The 14,693-nt window shown below is 58.3% G+C and carries 12 protein-coding genes; 6 read left to right on the top strand and 6 right to left on the bottom strand.

Annotated features, from left to right (window positions below; genetic code table 11):
- Positions 1 to 111: 111 nt before the first annotated feature.
- Genes GS614_RS04430 through GS614_RS04415 form a run of 4 tightly spaced genes read right to left on the bottom strand, consistent with a single transcriptional unit; the run spans position 112 to position 3,104 of the window.
- Positions 112 to 678: a TetR/AcrR family transcriptional regulator gene (locus tag GS614_RS04430; protein WP_171725586.1), complete on the bottom strand. Its 567-nt coding sequence runs from the start codon at positions 676 to 678 to the stop codon at positions 112 to 114.
- The gene (locus GS614_RS04425) at positions 669 to 1,745 is read right to left on the bottom strand and encodes an NAD(P)/FAD-dependent oxidoreductase (RefSeq protein WP_171725585.1); all 1,077 of its coding nucleotides are present in this window, start codon (positions 1,743 to 1,745) and stop codon (positions 669 to 671) included. The genes GS614_RS04430 and GS614_RS04425 overlap by 10 nt, the downstream gene beginning before the upstream one ends.
- Before the next feature lie 3 nt (positions 1,746 to 1,748).
- A complete protein-coding gene (locus GS614_RS04420) occupies positions 1,749 to 2,432 on the bottom strand; it encodes an SDR family NAD(P)-dependent oxidoreductase (protein ID WP_171167449.1) in 684 nt (227 codons plus the stop codon).
- Between the two features lie 3 nt (positions 2,433 to 2,435).
- On the bottom strand, positions 2,436 to 3,104 hold the full coding sequence (locus GS614_RS04415) for a cupin domain-containing protein (RefSeq protein WP_171725584.1): 669 nt from the start codon (positions 3,102 to 3,104) through the stop codon (positions 2,436 to 2,438).
- Between the two features lie 603 nt (positions 3,105 to 3,707).
- Between GS614_RS04415 and GS614_RS04410 the strand changes: the two genes are divergently transcribed.
- The 4 genes from GS614_RS04410 to GS614_RS04395 all read left to right on the top strand — a co-directional run bounded on the left by GS614_RS04410 (position 3,708) and on the right by GS614_RS04395 (position 8,391).
- Positions 3,708 to 4,658: a glycine betaine ABC transporter substrate-binding protein gene (locus GS614_RS04410; protein WP_152458505.1), complete on the top strand. Its 951-nt coding sequence runs from the start codon at positions 3,708 to 3,710 to the stop codon at positions 4,656 to 4,658.
- Positions 4,659 to 4,736: 78 nt separating this feature from the next.
- A complete protein-coding gene (locus GS614_RS04405; protein ID WP_171167455.1) occupies positions 4,737 to 5,774 on the top strand; it encodes a glycine betaine/L-proline ABC transporter ATP-binding protein in 1,038 nt (345 codons plus the stop codon).
- On the top strand, positions 5,767 to 7,356 hold the full coding sequence (locus GS614_RS04400; RefSeq protein ID WP_171167457.1) for a proline/glycine betaine ABC transporter permease: 1,590 nt from the start codon (positions 5,767 to 5,769) through the stop codon (positions 7,354 to 7,356). The genes GS614_RS04405 and GS614_RS04400 overlap by 8 nt, the downstream gene beginning before the upstream one ends.
- 54 nt (positions 7,357 to 7,410) lie before the next feature.
- A complete protein-coding gene (locus tag GS614_RS04395; protein WP_152458502.1) occupies positions 7,411 to 8,391 on the top strand; it encodes an arginase family protein in 981 nt (326 codons plus the stop codon).
- Here GS614_RS04395 and GS614_RS04390 read toward each other — a convergent pair.
- Together GS614_RS04390 and GS614_RS04385 are read right to left on the bottom strand one after the other, a co-directional pair.
- Positions 8,388 to 9,356 (bottom strand): agmatinase, encoded by a 969-nt coding sequence (locus GS614_RS04390; protein ID WP_171725583.1) that lies wholly within the window; start codon positions 9,354 to 9,356, stop codon positions 8,388 to 8,390. The two genes, GS614_RS04395 and GS614_RS04390, sit on opposite strands and share 4 nt — an antisense overlap.
- 73 nt (positions 9,357 to 9,429) lie before the next feature.
- The gene (locus GS614_RS04385) at positions 9,430 to 10,950 is read right to left on the bottom strand and encodes a trimethylamine methyltransferase family protein (protein ID WP_171725582.1); all 1,521 of its coding nucleotides are present in this window, start codon (positions 10,948 to 10,950) and stop codon (positions 9,430 to 9,432) included.
- A gap of 181 nt (positions 10,951 to 11,131) precedes the next feature.
- Here GS614_RS04385 and GS614_RS04380 point away from each other — a divergent pair, with 181 nt between their 5' ends.
- Both GS614_RS04380 and GS614_RS04375 read left to right on the top strand, forming a co-directional pair.
- Positions 11,132 to 13,567, top strand: a complete 2,436-nt coding sequence (locus GS614_RS04380; RefSeq protein WP_171725581.1) for an FAD-dependent oxidoreductase — start codon at positions 11,132 to 11,134, stop codon at positions 13,565 to 13,567.
- Between the two features lie 90 nt (positions 13,568 to 13,657).
- The gene (locus tag GS614_RS04375; protein ID WP_171615803.1) at positions 13,658 to 14,629 is read left to right on the top strand and encodes a LysR family transcriptional regulator; all 972 of its coding nucleotides are present in this window, start codon (positions 13,658 to 13,660) and stop codon (positions 14,627 to 14,629) included.
- The last annotated feature ends 64 nt before the right edge of the window (positions 14,630 to 14,693 follow it).

The following is a 14,693-nucleotide window of genomic DNA, read 5'->3' as shown; positions in this document are numbered from 1 at the left end:
GCTTTCTGCTTTGCGGGTTGAATTGCCGGCCTCGTATGAAAAACCGGGTTGAGGCGGGCAGGCGCCTCAACAATCGACGCGGCCACTCTGTATGAGCAAGCATAGGCCGTGTCACAAACAACGTGCTGTTAGCGTTTCCACGGCGTAATCAAATGTTTGGGCGCTATTCTCGGCCCGCGCCGTCAGATGAGCGCCTTCCAGCAAGGCCAAAGCCGCGCGTGCTTCTGCTTTCGGATCTTCAACGCCCGTGATCGAATGATCGGTTTTGCCAAGCGCAAAGACATTCTCGATCCACCGGGTCATCATGCGCCGGAACTCGCGGATTTTGTCGGTGACCTCATTCGACAAGCTCTCCCGGCTGATGATCAGCGACACACATAAACACAGGGTTTTTCCGTCGTTCAAAGCCGCGCGATACAGCGCGATCAGTGCGCGCATGCGCGCACCCGCCGTGTCACAAGTTTCCTCGATCTCGGCGCAGCGCCCGGTAAGCTCGGTATGGTAGCGGTCCATCAAAGCTGCTGACAGCGCGGCTTTGGTTGGGAAGTGATAGTGGATCGATGCCTTGCGGATGCCCACATCATTGGCGAGGTCGGCATAGCTGAAGCCGTCGAAGCCTTTGCTGCGTACGGCAAATTCGGCAGAATTCAGCAAAGCGGTTTTTGTATCTATTTCCATACCACGTTCATCCTATTTGCGCTCAACAATGCCGCGGTGTTTTCTGCTGCTTCCAATGCACCTTCCAGATATCCCCCAAATTGCGCGACTGTTTCGGTGCCACTGAAAATGATCCGGTCTTCCCAGATCCGTGTCATGGCCTTCGGCATGCCGTACTGCGGATGGGCATATACGGGCTGAAGGTCCAGGTCGGTCGCTGTGAAGCGATCAAACGCCCAGTCTTTTAGCAAAAGCGCGCCGGGGCTGGTCGCCTTGCGCCCGAACAATCGCCCCAGCTGAGCCAGAACCTGCTGCCGCAAATCCCCTTCATCCCGGCGAGCTTGCGCGGGGATGCCGATGAAACCGAACAGCGCGAAGGGACCACCGCTGGCAGGCGACGCGTCGTGGATTTCCACCATGGGACCGTGCCGGCTCATAGCATCCCCTGACAGTCCGTCTTCGCGCCAGAACGGAGTGTCATAGACCGCAACCGCTTTGGCCTGCCCGGCCATCCAGGTCGCGATGTGCCGCATGGCTGACAACGTGCCATCGGGCAGGGCGGGCTCATAGATCAACTCGGCCGCGATGCGTGGGGGCACGGCAAGTACCACACGGTTTGCCAAAATATGCTGCCCAGATTGCGTGGTGACCCGAACCCCACCTTCGGTGCAGGCCAAGACGGTGATCTGCGTGGACAGGTGAATTGCCCCATCCGGCAACCGTGCCGACAGCGCATCTGTCAAAGCAGCGAGCCCCCCGACCAGACGATATGACCCTTCCATGGATGAAAACCCGCGGCCCCGCTCAACACGGCCCTGTTCATCTTCGAAACTCAGCGCGCCGGAACTGAATTGGTCAAACCGGTGCAGGCCCAGCCGGTCTGTCAGCGCTGCGATACGTGGCTGGCCGGGCCAGAACCAAGCCGGACCCATGTCCAGATGGGCGTTCCCCTGAACCTCGGTCAGAATGCGTCCGCCCAGACGGCTGCGCGCCTCAACAACCAGAACTTCCTGACCCTGATCCACAAGCTGTGTCGCCAGGCTGAGCCCTGAAAGCCCACCGCCGATGATGAGCGTATCGGTGCGCATGGATCAGAACCCCTCAGTTGAAGGACGCAGGTCCAGCTCTTGGGTCCAAGTCGACCTGGGTTGTTGCGCCAGTTGCCAATATACCTCGGCAATATCTTCGGGCTTCATCATTTTGGCTGGGTCCAGACTGTGCCGGTCGCGTGACCGGGCCGTGTCGATTATGCCGTCCAGAGTGACATGCGTGATATGCACGCCTACCGGTTGAAACTCTCGTGCAAGCGATTGTGTCAGCCCGCGCAGGGCGAACTTGGCCGAAGCAAATGCTGAAAACTGTGCACCACCGCGCAGAGAGGCGGTTGCACCCGACACGATCAAGGTTCCGCCACCGCCACGGACCATCGGCTGCATCACCGATTGCGCCAGCACGATCAGCGTTTGCACCATCGACGTCCAGCTGCGCTGGTAATCGTTCAGCGTTGTTTTCAGGAAGGGTGAGATCACCAGTTCTGCGGTGTTGTGCACCACGATCTTGGGCGGCCCGTAAGTGGCAATCAAATCGGCTATGACCGGTGCCGTTTCGCCGGGGTCGGACAGATCGACCTGATGAAAGGAACCGATTGGGTTGTCGGGTTGGGTTCGGCCCAGACCCACGGTCACCATGCCTTCGGTTTGGAAACGTGACACCAATGCCTGGCCAAGCCCAGCCCCCGCTCCGGCGACAAGCGCCAAGGGTTTTGGTTCAGCCATCGGTTACACCCCCGGCGGTTGGGCGTAAGGCAGGTGGCCTGTCTTCATCCAGATCTTGGCCCCGTCCGCCCCAGCAACGGCCGTCAGGCTATGGCCTTCAGGCAGGCGCAGCCAATCGTTTTTGACCAGTTCGTCCCAGCCTTCGGTGACCGACCCGTCGATGATCAGAACCTCGATCCCGCCAGGGGCGTCCGAGCGCAGCGTCGCGCCCGCGTCCAGATGGGAGTAGGTCACTATCTCGCGCGCATCCTCATGCAGGACTGCGGTGGCGATGCCGTTCGCGGGCGCGCGCAGCTCATCCACCATGTTTTTGCGAAACTGGGTTCGGTCGTTCATGTCGAACTGCCAGAGCTTGACGAAGATCGTGCATCCCGGTTCCGACCCCGGTGTGTGTTGCGAGGTTGGCGGATTGCGCACATAGGTCCCCGCCGGATAGTCGCCGTGTTCATCCTGAAATACACCGTCAAGGACAATGAATTCCTCGCCGCCGGTATGGGTGTGGGCAGAGAAATGACTGCCCGGCGCATAACGCACGATAGTGGTGGCCCGTGCGACCTCGCCTCCGATCCGGTCCAACATCCTGCGATCCACACCCTTCATAGGAGAGGCCTGCCATTCCAGCTGGTCTGAGTGAACGACAACGCGGTCAGAGAAGTCCGAATTGATTTCCATGGGGTCAGGTCTCTTCCTTGGTTACGACGCATGATATTATCTACTAGTAGGTAGATAAGCGCCAGCTGCAAAACTAGAATACTCGACACGTTTCACAGAGTGTTGAACGGTTTCTTGTCAGGGGGGCTTGGTCGTACGGTTAGGTGGCGCAACCGCCACGGAGAGGTTTCACGCCTCGTTTTGAGGGCGGAGCGTGCGCGACACGCTATATCAGGTGCAGCAATATATGCTTGATATCAATTGCTTCCTGCAAAAGGAAAGCTTCAAAAGCCGTTTTGAAACTGGCTGTGGTTTTCGCACGAGGCAATTCAGTGCTCATGAAAACAGCGGGTATCTTCGGTTTCGGGGGTTTCGGAAGTACCGCATTGAATTGCAAGAAGCCGAAACAAACTTATGATAATATCGCATTCATGAGGTAGAAAGACGTAACCCTTGATGGGCAACGCATCCGCATGCTTCACTTTCGGGGCTATGTCAGCATTTGATTTTGCTGGCCCCAAAAAACCGAAAGGCACTACCTTTCCACACCAAAAACCTGAGCGCACCGCTGCCCGAGAGGGTGAGAAAAACAAGCGCGGAAGCTACCCAACACGGAGATATCAGATGAAAAAAATTGCAACGCTACTTGGAAGCGCGTCTTTCGCGATTGCCGGGCCGGCCATGGCCGCGGATATCGTGATCGGTGTGCCCAACTGGGCCTCGGTGAACGCCACGGCACATATTCTTGAGGTCGTGATCGAAGAAAACCTCGGCCTGGACGTGGAATTGCAAAATGGCACCAACCCGATTGTCTTCGAGGCGATGGACAGCGGTTCGATGCATGTCCATCCGGAAGTGTGGATGCCCAATCAGCAGAACCTGCACGATACCTATGTCAAGGAAAACGGCACCGTCGTCATGAACCAAAACCCGGTTCAGGCCGAACAGGGCATGTGCGTGCCGACCTATATCGCGGAACAATATGACATCAAATCGATCGATGACCTGAGCGACCCCGACAAGGTTGCGATCTTTGATACTGATGGCAACGGAACACCCGAGGTATGGATCGGTGCGCCGGGTTGGGCGTCGACCGTTGTCGAGAAGATCCGGGCCAAGTCCTATGGCTATGACCAGATCTTCGAGCTGACGGAATACGAAGAAACCATTGCCTATGCCAATCTGGCAAATGCGACCAAAGCGGGCGACCCGTGGATAGGGTTCTGCTACAGCCCCCACTATATCTTCGTGACACAGGATCTGACGGTTCTGGAAGAACCGCCTCATGATCCGGCCACCTGGACAATCGTTCAGCCCACGGATGATCCGGATTGGTTGTCCAAGTCCGAGGCGTCCTCGGCCTGGAACGGAGCAACGCTTCACTTGCACTACGCCAAGGAACTGGAAGAGAGCTATCCCGAAGTGGCCGCCCTGTTCAGCAACTACCAGATGACAGGCGACGATCTTAGCGCGATGGGCAAGGCACTGGCCGTCGACAACATCGAAGCTGCGGATTTCGCCAAGGAATGGGTGGCTGCGAATGAAGACACCGTCATCGGCTGGCTGACCAACTAAATCACCACTCTTCGGGCCGTCGCGCAAAACCGCGGCGGCCTTTTTCTGTCGGGCAGGGCATCGCCCTGTGGGGGATAAATGGACGAACCTGTCGTAAAATTAGAAAACGTTTGGAAGATCTTCGGCTCGCGTGCGGAAGAGGCAATGGAAGCGGTCAGAAACGAAGGCATAGGCAAGCCGGAGGTTCTGGAGCGGTTCAACTGTGTTGTAGGCGTTCAGGGCGCCACGTTCGAAGTGCCGAGGGGTGAGATTTTCTGTATCATGGGGCTGTCCGGCTCGGGCAAGTCCACATTGGTGCGACATGTGAATCGATTGATCGAACCCACGGCGGGTCGGATCGAGATTCTGGGTCACGACGTTTCGAAACTGTCGGAATCCGAGTTGCGCCGCATTCGCGCCCAGCAAATCGGGATGGTCTTTCAGCACATGGCGCTGATGCCGCATCGTTCCGTGCGCGATAATGTGGCCTATCCGTTGGAGATCCGAAAGGTGTCCAAGTCAAAGCGCTGGGCCGTCTCGGATCACGCGCTGAGCCTGGTGAACCTGACAGGTTACGAGGACCGCCTGCCCAAAGAGCTTTCGGGCGGGATGCAGCAACGCGTGGGGATCGCGCGGGCGCTGGCCTCGGACCCGGAAATCCTGTTGATGGATGAACCGTTCTCTGCCCTTGATCCGCTGATCCGCCTGCAATTGCAGGACCAGTTCAAAGCACTTGTGGCGCAGCTCAAAAAGACCACGCTGTTCATCACCCACGATCTGGACGAAGCCATTCGGATCGGCCACCGGATTGCGATCATGAAAGATGGCGTCATCGTACAGATCGGAACCCCCGAAGACATCGTCATGAACCCGTCCGACGATTACGTGCGCGAATTCGTTCAGGGCATCTCAAAGCTCAAACTGGTCAAGGCGCATTCCATCATGGAGCCGGTGGGCAGTTACTCAGGGCCACTTGACGGTGCGCCCCGAGCCGACGAGGGCGCGGATCTGGATCAATTGATCGACCTGGCCGTGAATTCTGATCTGCCGGTCGTCATCACGGATGCGGGTATCGATGTGGGTGTCGTGACCAAGCCGCGCCTGTTGCGCGGTATCCAGGGGGGCAAAAATGACTGATGCTGCAACAGAGATGAAAGTAACGGCCGCCTCTGATATCGAGGTCGATCGCGAGGCCCTGGACCTTTCCATCAAAGAGTTCGCGGGTCCGAACGGTGACTACTATGTCAATGCGTTCCACAAGATTCATGATGCGACCAGCGCGATTCCCAACACGTTCAACAAGTGGGCCGCGGTGCTGGGGCCATTCTGGTCTGCGTCACGCGCCATTTGGGGCATGTTCTGGACCTTTCTGATCCTTGAGATCATCGCGTGGGTCCAGATCGGCAGGGGCGCGTGGGGCAATCCCGGCGCGGATTTCGCCGAGCGCGCTGCGCGTCAGCAGGAACGTGCGGCCGAACTGTTGGCGCGCGCAGCGGATGCCACGGAACAGGCCGATATCGACCGTTTCACCAAACTGGCCGAGAACATACAAAAAGCAGCGGCCACAAGTCTGGAAAGGGCTGCCGCCGCCCAGTCCGAGGCGGCAGGAATCCTGATTACCGGGTTGTTGATGTTGCTGGTGTTCAAGTTGGTTCAAGGGTTCTACGCCGACCGCGTCTACGAGAAACAGTATTCGAACTGGCGTATCGATCCGGAAAGCACTGAAAGTGGGCGTTCGACCCGTAACATCGTCATGGGCGCGATCCTTGTTGCGGCAATCGGACCATTGATTGTGTACAAGTTCACAGTGAACGCATCCCTTCCATTGCTTGACGCGTTCCCGGAACAGCAAGTGTCTGCGATGTTTCTTGGCGAAGGCAACGGCACGCTGTTCTCGAGCCTGGCAAACTGGATGGAGGCCAGGATTGATGCGGCTGCAGCGGCGGGCGGCGACATCTTTGACGGGATCGTGGCGGGCGTGCGATCGGTGCTTGATGCGCTGACGATTGCACTGATTGGGTCGCCCTGGCCGGTGGTCATGCTGGTCATCTGTGTGACGGCCTGGCGTGCGGCGGGACCAAGGGTTGCCATCTTCACCGCGTCTTCCCTGGCCTATATCGCGTTGCTGGGGTATTGGGACGTGGCGATGGAAACGGTTGCTCTGGTCGGTGCGGCGGTGTTGCTGTGCGTGGTTTTCGGCATTCCGCTGGGTATCTGGTTCGGCAAATCGCAGCGCGCCTATCGCGCGGCGGAACCGGTTCTGGACCTGATGCAGACGCTTCCTGCCTTCGTCTACCTTATCCCGATCATCGCCTTTTTCGGCACCGGCAACCCGCCGGGAATTCTGGCCACCATCATCTTTGGCATGCCGCCGGTGATCCGCCTGACGGCGCTGGGCATGCAAGGGGTTCCGGAAAGCATCAAGGAGGCTGCGGTCGCCTTTGGTGCGTCGAAATGGCAATTGTTGAAGGATGTGGAAATCCCTCTGGCGCTGCCATCGATCATGACGGGTGTAAACCAGACAATCCTGATGTGCCTGTCCATGGTCGTGATCATCTCGCTGATCGGCGGGGGCGGCCTGGGCAAGGAAATCCTTGAGGCGCTGCAATACGCCGCCAAGGGGCCGGGTCTGCTGGGTGGCTTTGCGATCCTGTTCCTTGCCATGGTCATGGACCGGATCGTGCAGGGCGCGTTCCGGCGAGAAGACGAAAAACTCTGAACGCAAACGCCCCCGGTTCCGATCGGGGGCGCTTTTCTTTGATCCGGGGAAGCCATGACAGATCCGTATGAACAATCGATGATGGACAACCTGTATTGGTGGGGCGTGCCTACATTGTTCCGGTGTCCCAATGTCGGGCCCGAAGGGCAGGATATCGCGCTGGCGGGCGTGCCGCATTCGACGGGCAACGGCACGACCGAACGGGACCAGCACTTGGGACCACGCGCGTTGCGGCATGTCTCGGCCGTACAACGCAGGGTGCATTCGGTCTTTGAAATTGATCCTTGGCAGAGTGCGCGGATCGCCGATGTTGGTGATGTGCCTTTTCCAAAGGCCAACGACAACGAAGACTGCATCGAACGCATCACTGAATTCTACAAGACCATAGACGCGGCCGGAGCGCGCCCCGTTTCCGTCGGAGGCGACCATTCCATCACCGGTGGCATTGTTCAGGCCCTGGGTGGCGGCAAGCTTGCAGGCGGGCAGCCGGTCAGCTTTCTGCATCTGGACGCGCATACGGATGTCTTCACCAAGGTTGATCACTTTCTTGGTGCCAAGAAATCAGCGGCTCACTGGGGGGCCTATCTGGCCGATCAGGGGCAGGTGGATCCAACCCGGTCGATGCAGATCGGTCTGCGGGGCCATCCACGCAGCCTGGACTGGCTGCAACCGTCTTATGACTACGGGTACAATATCGTCACAATGCGAGAGTTCCGACAGCGCGGGTTGGCCGATGTGGTCGCGCAGACCAAAGAGGTTTTGGGTGACCGCCCGGTTTACATCACCTTCGATCTGGACTGTCTGGACCCAACCGTCGCGCCGGCCGTGTCCAATCTGGAACCGGGTGAGAAGGGGTTTGACATAGATGAGGCGGTCGGCATCCTGCGCGCGGCGCGCGGATTGAACATCATCGGCGGCGATGTGGTATGCATGATGCCCACCAAAGACAGCCCCAACAACATCACCGCGCTGACGGCGGCGGCCGTGATGTTCGAGATGATTTCGATGATCGCCGAGAATGTCGCGCGGGCCTAGCGCCGCGCGTCGATCGCCTGTGCCAGAACACACAGCAACTCGAACATCAGCGAGATGCCAAGCCACGCCGTTCCACCTTGGGGGTCGAATGGCGGTGACACTTCGACAAGATCGGCGCCAACAAGGTTCAGACCGGACATCCTGCGAATGACCTGCTGGGCCTGAAAGCTGTTGGGCCCGCCGATTTCAGGTGTTCCTGTGCCGGGGGCGTAAGTTGGATCGACAAAGTCGATGTCATAGGTGCAATAGGTCGGCTGCATGCCAACGATATCGCGTACCTCGTTCATAACGTCGACCATGCCCCTGTCGAACAGTTCTTCGATACGGATGATGCGGATGCCCTGCGCCTCGCCCCATTCGATATCTTCAGTGTTGTAGGCCGTGCCGCGAGTCCCGACTTGTACAAAACGCTTCGGGTCCACCAACCCTTCCTCGACCGCTCGGCGGAACGGGGTGCCGTGGGTGAATTTGTGACCTCCGAAATAAGTGTCGAACAAGTCCGTGTGACTGTCGAACTGGATCAGGCCAACCGGACCCGAAGCGGCCAGGGCTCGCAGGACGGGCAGGGTGGTCAGGTGATCTCCTCCGGCGGTCAATGGTGTGATGTTGCGGCTTCGAAGATCAGTGTAGAAACGCGTGACCCGATCCAGCGTGTCTTCTATGTCGACGGGGTTGGGGGCGACGTCTCCTAGATCTGCGCAGTTCACCATTGAAAACGGTGCCACACCCGTAACCGGGTTCATCGCCCTGATCATCGTGGAATAATCTCTTAATTGCCGCGGACCATGCCGGGCGCCGGGGCGATTGGTGGTTCCGCCATCCCAAGGTATACCGACGATGCCCAGTTCGACTTCCGAGATCCGTTCGTGCGCCAGATCCAGCATGGGCAGGCGCATGAATGCGGGAATGCCGGCAAATCGGGCCAGTTCCATGGCGGACACCGGTTGAAAAAATGAATCGGCCATGATGCCCCATCCTCTGCAAGTTTCCTCAGTGACCCTAACGGTTCAGGACCGGGCTGGAAATGCCCGCCGCTCTTCAAGACAGGATATGAAAACGCCGGCGGATTTCGGCGTCTTGTTCCGGGGTGAGATATTCGGGGTAATGCGTGCGCAACACCTCTTGAGCGACGCGCCGTGCGGATGACCACGCATCCATCGCGCCATCGGTTTGCCAGGTGCGGGGCTCCTGACGATCGGCGAGTTTCGGATAGAAATAGTCTCGTTCCATGGCTTCATAGGTTTGCTCGCTGCCCAGAAAATGCCCATCGCCCAGAACCGAATGGCATATGGCGTCAAAGCCAAGATTCGCTTCGGTGACCTCGATCCCGCGCAAGACGCGATAGGTGTGCGAGTGCATTTCGTTGTCCAGAACGAAAGCCTCGAAGCTGACCCCGAGCAGAGATGCCGTCATCCCCGAGCTTTCATAGATCAGATTGCCTCCTGCCAGCGCCGCCGCCAGCGATGTAATGCCTTTTTCTGCCCCATGCTGGGCGTCGATGGCCTTGGCATCGGCCATCGAGGCGGCCACACCCGACGGCAAACCCAGCCAGTTCGTGATTTGCGCCGACGCCGCATTCAGGATTGCGGTCTCACCGCTGCCCCCTGCGAAAGAGCCGGTCCTGAGATCCACGATGAAGGGCCAGTTGGAAAAGACCATCGGAAAGCCGGGTTTGATCGCATTGACCATCACGAGACTGGCCAGCGTTTCGGCCAGTGATTGCGCCAGAAATCCGGCCAGAGTTGCCGGGGCGGTTGCGCCCGCCTGCGCGGCCGTGATGCAGGACATCGGAATGTTATGGGCGATGCATTCATAAACCACGTCCACGGCATCCTCGCCGTATCGCATTGGTGAAATGATCGGACTTATATGCGCTTTCAGGAAGGGGCGTTTGGCGAATTCCCCGACCCCTCCGGCGACGATGTCCAGCATCTCGACAATCGGGCCGACATGTTCCGCCAACGTGAAAGACGTTGCAATTGGTTTGGTTGTATTCCGTACCAAAGCATAAACCGTGTTGACGTCCAGATCGAACACATCGGGGACGTCGGTCGCCACGCAGCACCGGGTGAACCAACTGACATTGGCCAGCGTATCCTGTAGCCGGGTGAAATCATGCAGATCCGCCAGGGTAGACGGGCGATAAAGCCCACTGTTGATATCAAGTGTCTGAACCGCAGCACCGCCGGTGCCAAAATACACGCGGTCGCCACCCACCTCGATGGACCGGTTTTCATCCCGGCCATGAAAGGTGAAGCTCTTCGCGGCCGAGGCGATGGCCTGTTCGACCATTGAACGGGGAAAAACCAGCCGGTTCTGTTCCCGGTCCTGAGCCCCCGCTGCCCTGAGGTCGATGGCCAGCCTGTCCGGCACGTCTCCCATCCCCAGTTCTTCCAGCAGACGCAGCGCGGTGTCGTAAATTTTCTCGATTTCCGAAATGCTTAAGGGCCTGAATGTCCCGCCTTTCTGACCGGGCGGGCAAGGGTCAAAAACGGGCTTGGCCGCACGCTGTGCGTGCCGTGCCTTTCGACCGCTTCTTTTGACGCTCTCCGATGGCATTCGTTTACGTTACCTTGCGTTTTCCTGCACCCTAGGACCCAACTTGTCCCGGTATCAAAGAAGAAGTGCCGTTTTCAGAATTCGAAATCGCGGTTTCGATTTTCCGGCACCCGCATCTGCCCTGTTGTATGCCCATCCCGTTATTCAGCAAGACTGGTGCCGAAGTTGAAGGAGCAATGCCATGAAGTCGCGTACCAGAGCCGTTGTGATAGGGGGCGGGATCGCCGGATGTTCGACGCTCTACCACCTGACCCGGGAAGGGTGGACCGATGTGGTTTTGGTCGAACGGAATGAACTGACCTCGGGCACGACATGGCATTCGGCGGCGCAGGTCACCAATTTCGGCATGAACCAGACGATGGTCGGCCTGAAATCTCATTCGATCCGTCTGTACAAGGAACTGGCCGACGATCCGGATTACCCTATCAACTATCACCACGCAGACGGTGGGATCCGTCTGGCCAACACCGAAGGGCAGATGCAGGGCTATCGTCACTTTGCGTCCATGGCGCGGGGGATGGACGTGCATTTCGAGGTGATAGACGCGGATGAATGTGCTCGGAGACACCCGTTGATTTCGACCGATAATCTCATCGGTGGGCTTTGGGATCCGCTGGACGGCGACATCGATCCGGCGCAATTGTGCCAGGCCCTTGCGCGCCGGGCACGCAAGGCGGGCGCCGAGGTGTATCGAAATACGCCGGTGACCGCGCTGACACAGCACAACGATGACACCTGGACCGTGCATACCGAGCACGGGGATATCGACTGTGATGTCGTCGTCAACGCCTGTGGTTACAGGGTCAACGAAGTCGGCGCCATGATGGGTGTTCATCATCCCGTGTCGTCCATGGAACATCAGTATTTCCTGACCGAAGAAATCGAGGCTATCCGGGATGCCGGGCATCGGATGCCGCTGCTGCGCTGCCCGATCAGCGACTATTATTGCCGACAGGAAAAGAACGGGCTGCTACTCGGGTTCTACGAGCAGGGATGTAAGACCTGGGGTATGGACGGGATCGATCCGAACTTCGTGAACGCTTTGTGCCCGGATGATCTGGACCGTGTGACCGATGTGCTGGAAGGGGCCTTCGCGCGCATGCCTGCCTTGATGGAGGTTGGTATTCACACCGTGGTCAACGGGCCAATCACCTACACAATTGACGGGGCGCCTCTGGTCGGTCCGATCCCGGGAAAACGCAACGCGTTTTGTATCATTGGCCTGCGGGCCGGGCTGGGTGAAGGTGGCGGTCACGGATGGTTGCTGGCACAGCAGATCGTGCATGGCGAGGCATGCTATGACACGTGGTGCCTCGATCCCCGAAGGTTCGCCGGACATGCAAATGTGGAACTCACGGCACTAAAGGCGATTGAAGATTACCAGAACGAATTCAGGTTCCACTTTCCGCATGAACATCGCCCTGCGGGCCGACCCGCCAAGACGACCCCTCTGACGCCTGTTCTGGCATCCGAAGGGGCCGAGTTCACTGTGGTCAACGGGTGGGAGAGGGTGGACTATATCAAACCCGATCCCGGATTTTCGCCGACGCTTGGTTTCGATTTTGACGAAACCTTCGACTTGGTAGCTGCCGAAGTCGAAAGCATTCGAACCGGCGTCGGGCTTGCAGAGGTCAACGGGTTCAACCGCATCGAGATCACAGGATCCGACAGGCACGCATTGCTGGACCGGTTGTTTTGTGGATTGGTCTCTCGGCGTGACGGGCGTGTCGGGTTGGGATACCTGTTGAACGACCACGGTATGATCAAGGCAGAAGCGACGATTGCCAATCTGCCCGCCTGCGACAGGGGGCCGGCCCGCGTTTGGTATGGTTCCGCCGCGGCGAGCGAGTTTCACGACATGGATTGGTTGCGCTTGCATCTGCGCATCGATGAGGACGTTCAGTTGCGCAGCCTGACAAATGATCAGACCATTCTGGTTCTGGCTGGCCCGAAGTCGCGTTCTGTCTTGTCAGCCTGCGCCAGAGGAGATTGGTCGGCAGATGCGTTCCCGTGGCTCAGCGTGCGCGAGTGCTTTGTCGGTATTGCTCCGGCGACGGTTATGAACCTCAGTTTCTCGGGCGAGTTGGCCTATGAAATCCATGTTCCCAACGCCTCGCTCTATGCGGCCTATCTTGCCTTGCGCGAGGCCGGCGAAACGCATGGGCTGAAACTGTTCGGTGCCAGGGCCGTTGAATCCATGCGCATGGAGAAGAGCTTTTTGCACTGGAAAGCCGATCTGATCACCGAATTTGATCCTTTTGAAACCGGCTTGGATCGGTTCGTCCGACTGGAAAAGGGCGCCTTCGTGGGGCGTGATGCCTTGTTGAAACGGAAATCGGATGGACCACGACGCAAGCTGGTCCCCTTGCGCATCGATTCATCCCTTGGCCCCGCGCATCCCGGCGCATCACTGATGCAGGATGATACTGTCGTTGGCACCATCACGTCGGGCGAATGGGGGTATCGCACGGAGCTAAATCTGGCGCACGCTTTCATTCATCCGTCCCTGGCGAAGCTTGGCCGCGAAATGGAGCTGGACAGCTGCGGGAAACGGATTGGTGCGACGGTTATCAGCCCAAGCCCGTACGACCCTGATTTTGTGCGGATGAAAGCCTAGAATCGACCCTTTCGATCAACATCTTCATTGCCGCATGGGCAAAACTCTGCTTCGCTAGTTTCGAACAAATCGAAACAATGGTCGGTTGCCGTGTCCAAATCTCTGAGTCTTCGATGGCTGGAAGTGTTTCAGCTGATCGCCAAATCCGGATCGATTCAGCAAGTCGCATCAGAAACAGACTTGTCGATCAGCACGGTTTCGAACCACCTGCGCAGCCTCGAACGCGCGTTGGGTATTGAATTGGTCGACCATGGGCGCCGCCCGATGGGCCTGACGCCGGCGGGCGAGGTGTTTGCCCGCTATGTGCGTGAGGGTCTGACTGTGCTGAAACGCGGTGAGGCCGAGATACGAACGGGAAACTGGCAGCATGCGACGGATCTGCGGCTGGCTTTGATCGATGATTTCGACAACCAGATCGCGCCCGACCTTGTTCGTTTTCTGGCGCAGGCTCTGCCGCGGTGCAATTTCCGCCATTTCACGCGCCCAAGCCACGAAATTCTTGCCAAACTTCAGGAACACAAGCTTGACGTGGGCGTCGCCACACGACCGCTGGGTCGTACCGAGGGGCTGATCGAATACCCGTTGATGAGAGACCCCTTCATCGTCGTGGTTCCCAACAAGTTTGAAGGGTCCCCGGACGAGCTGTTCAACCCGGATGCCGACCTGCCATTGTTGAGGTATTCGCGTGACTATGTGATCGGCAAGCAGATTGAAACTCAACTGGCCCGAAGCAAGTTCAGCCTGCCCAACCGGTTTGAACTGGAGTGCAACCAATCCATCATCGGCCTGGTCGCGCAGGGCAGTGGCTGGGCAATCACGACGGCGGCGTGCTTTCACCGAACGCAGAGGTTTCACAACAGCGTAAAGGCCATGCCTTTTCCCGGCAGCAACTTCGTTCGCACAGTATCGCTGTTTACAACCGAAGTATACCCGGCAACAACGTCGGTGCTGATCCAGAAGGCCATGAGCAAATTGATACGTCAGCATTTCACAAGACCGATGTGTGCCCGGCACAATTGGCTGAAGAATGAGTTCCGCACCATGGAGATAGAGGGCGTCTAGCCCAATCTGACCGGGGTGCCGAACGGCTGATGGTTTAGGGCGGATGCTCGCAGGGCTTAAACTG

Origin of the sequence: Ruegeria sp. HKCCD6604 (assembly GCF_013110635.1) — a bacterium.
Lineage (GTDB): Bacteria > Pseudomonadota > Alphaproteobacteria > Rhodobacterales > Rhodobacteraceae > Ruegeria.
Note: the sequence above shows the minus strand (reverse complement) of the source record. Positions and strands in the feature narration are given on the sequence as shown.

Bases quoted from the DNA above. Each gene is read 5' to 3' on its own strand.
- GS614_RS04430 (WP_171725586.1), bottom strand. From the start codon at position 678: ATGGAAATAGATACAAAAACCGCTTTGCTGAATTCTGCCGAATTTGCC.
- GS614_RS04425 (WP_171725585.1), bottom strand. From the start codon at position 1,745: ATGCGCACCGATACGCTCATCATCGGCGGTGGGCTTTCAGGGCTCAGC.
- GS614_RS04420 (WP_171167449.1), bottom strand. From the start codon at position 2,432: ATGGCTGAACCAAAACCCTTGGCGCTTGTCGCCGGAGCGGGGGCTGGG.
- GS614_RS04415 (WP_171725584.1), bottom strand. From the start codon at position 3,104: ATGGAAATCAATTCGGACTTCTCTGACCGCGTTGTCGTTCACTCAGAC.
- GS614_RS04410 (WP_152458505.1), top strand. From the start codon at position 3,708: ATGAAAAAAATTGCAACGCTACTTGGAAGCGCGTCTTTCGCGATTGCC.
- GS614_RS04405 (WP_171167455.1), top strand. From the start codon at position 4,737: ATGGACGAACCTGTCGTAAAATTAGAAAACGTTTGGAAGATCTTCGGC.
- GS614_RS04400 (WP_171167457.1), top strand. From the start codon at position 5,767: ATGACTGATGCTGCAACAGAGATGAAAGTAACGGCCGCCTCTGATATC.
- GS614_RS04395 (WP_152458502.1), top strand. From the start codon at position 7,411: ATGACAGATCCGTATGAACAATCGATGATGGACAACCTGTATTGGTGG.
- GS614_RS04390 (WP_171725583.1), bottom strand. From the start codon at position 9,356: ATGGCCGATTCATTTTTTCAACCGGTGTCCGCCATGGAACTGGCCCGA.
- GS614_RS04385 (WP_171725582.1), bottom strand. From the start codon at position 10,950: ATGCCATCGGAGAGCGTCAAAAGAAGCGGTCGAAAGGCACGGCACGCA.
- GS614_RS04380 (WP_171725581.1), top strand. From the start codon at position 11,132: ATGAAGTCGCGTACCAGAGCCGTTGTGATAGGGGGCGGGATCGCCGGA.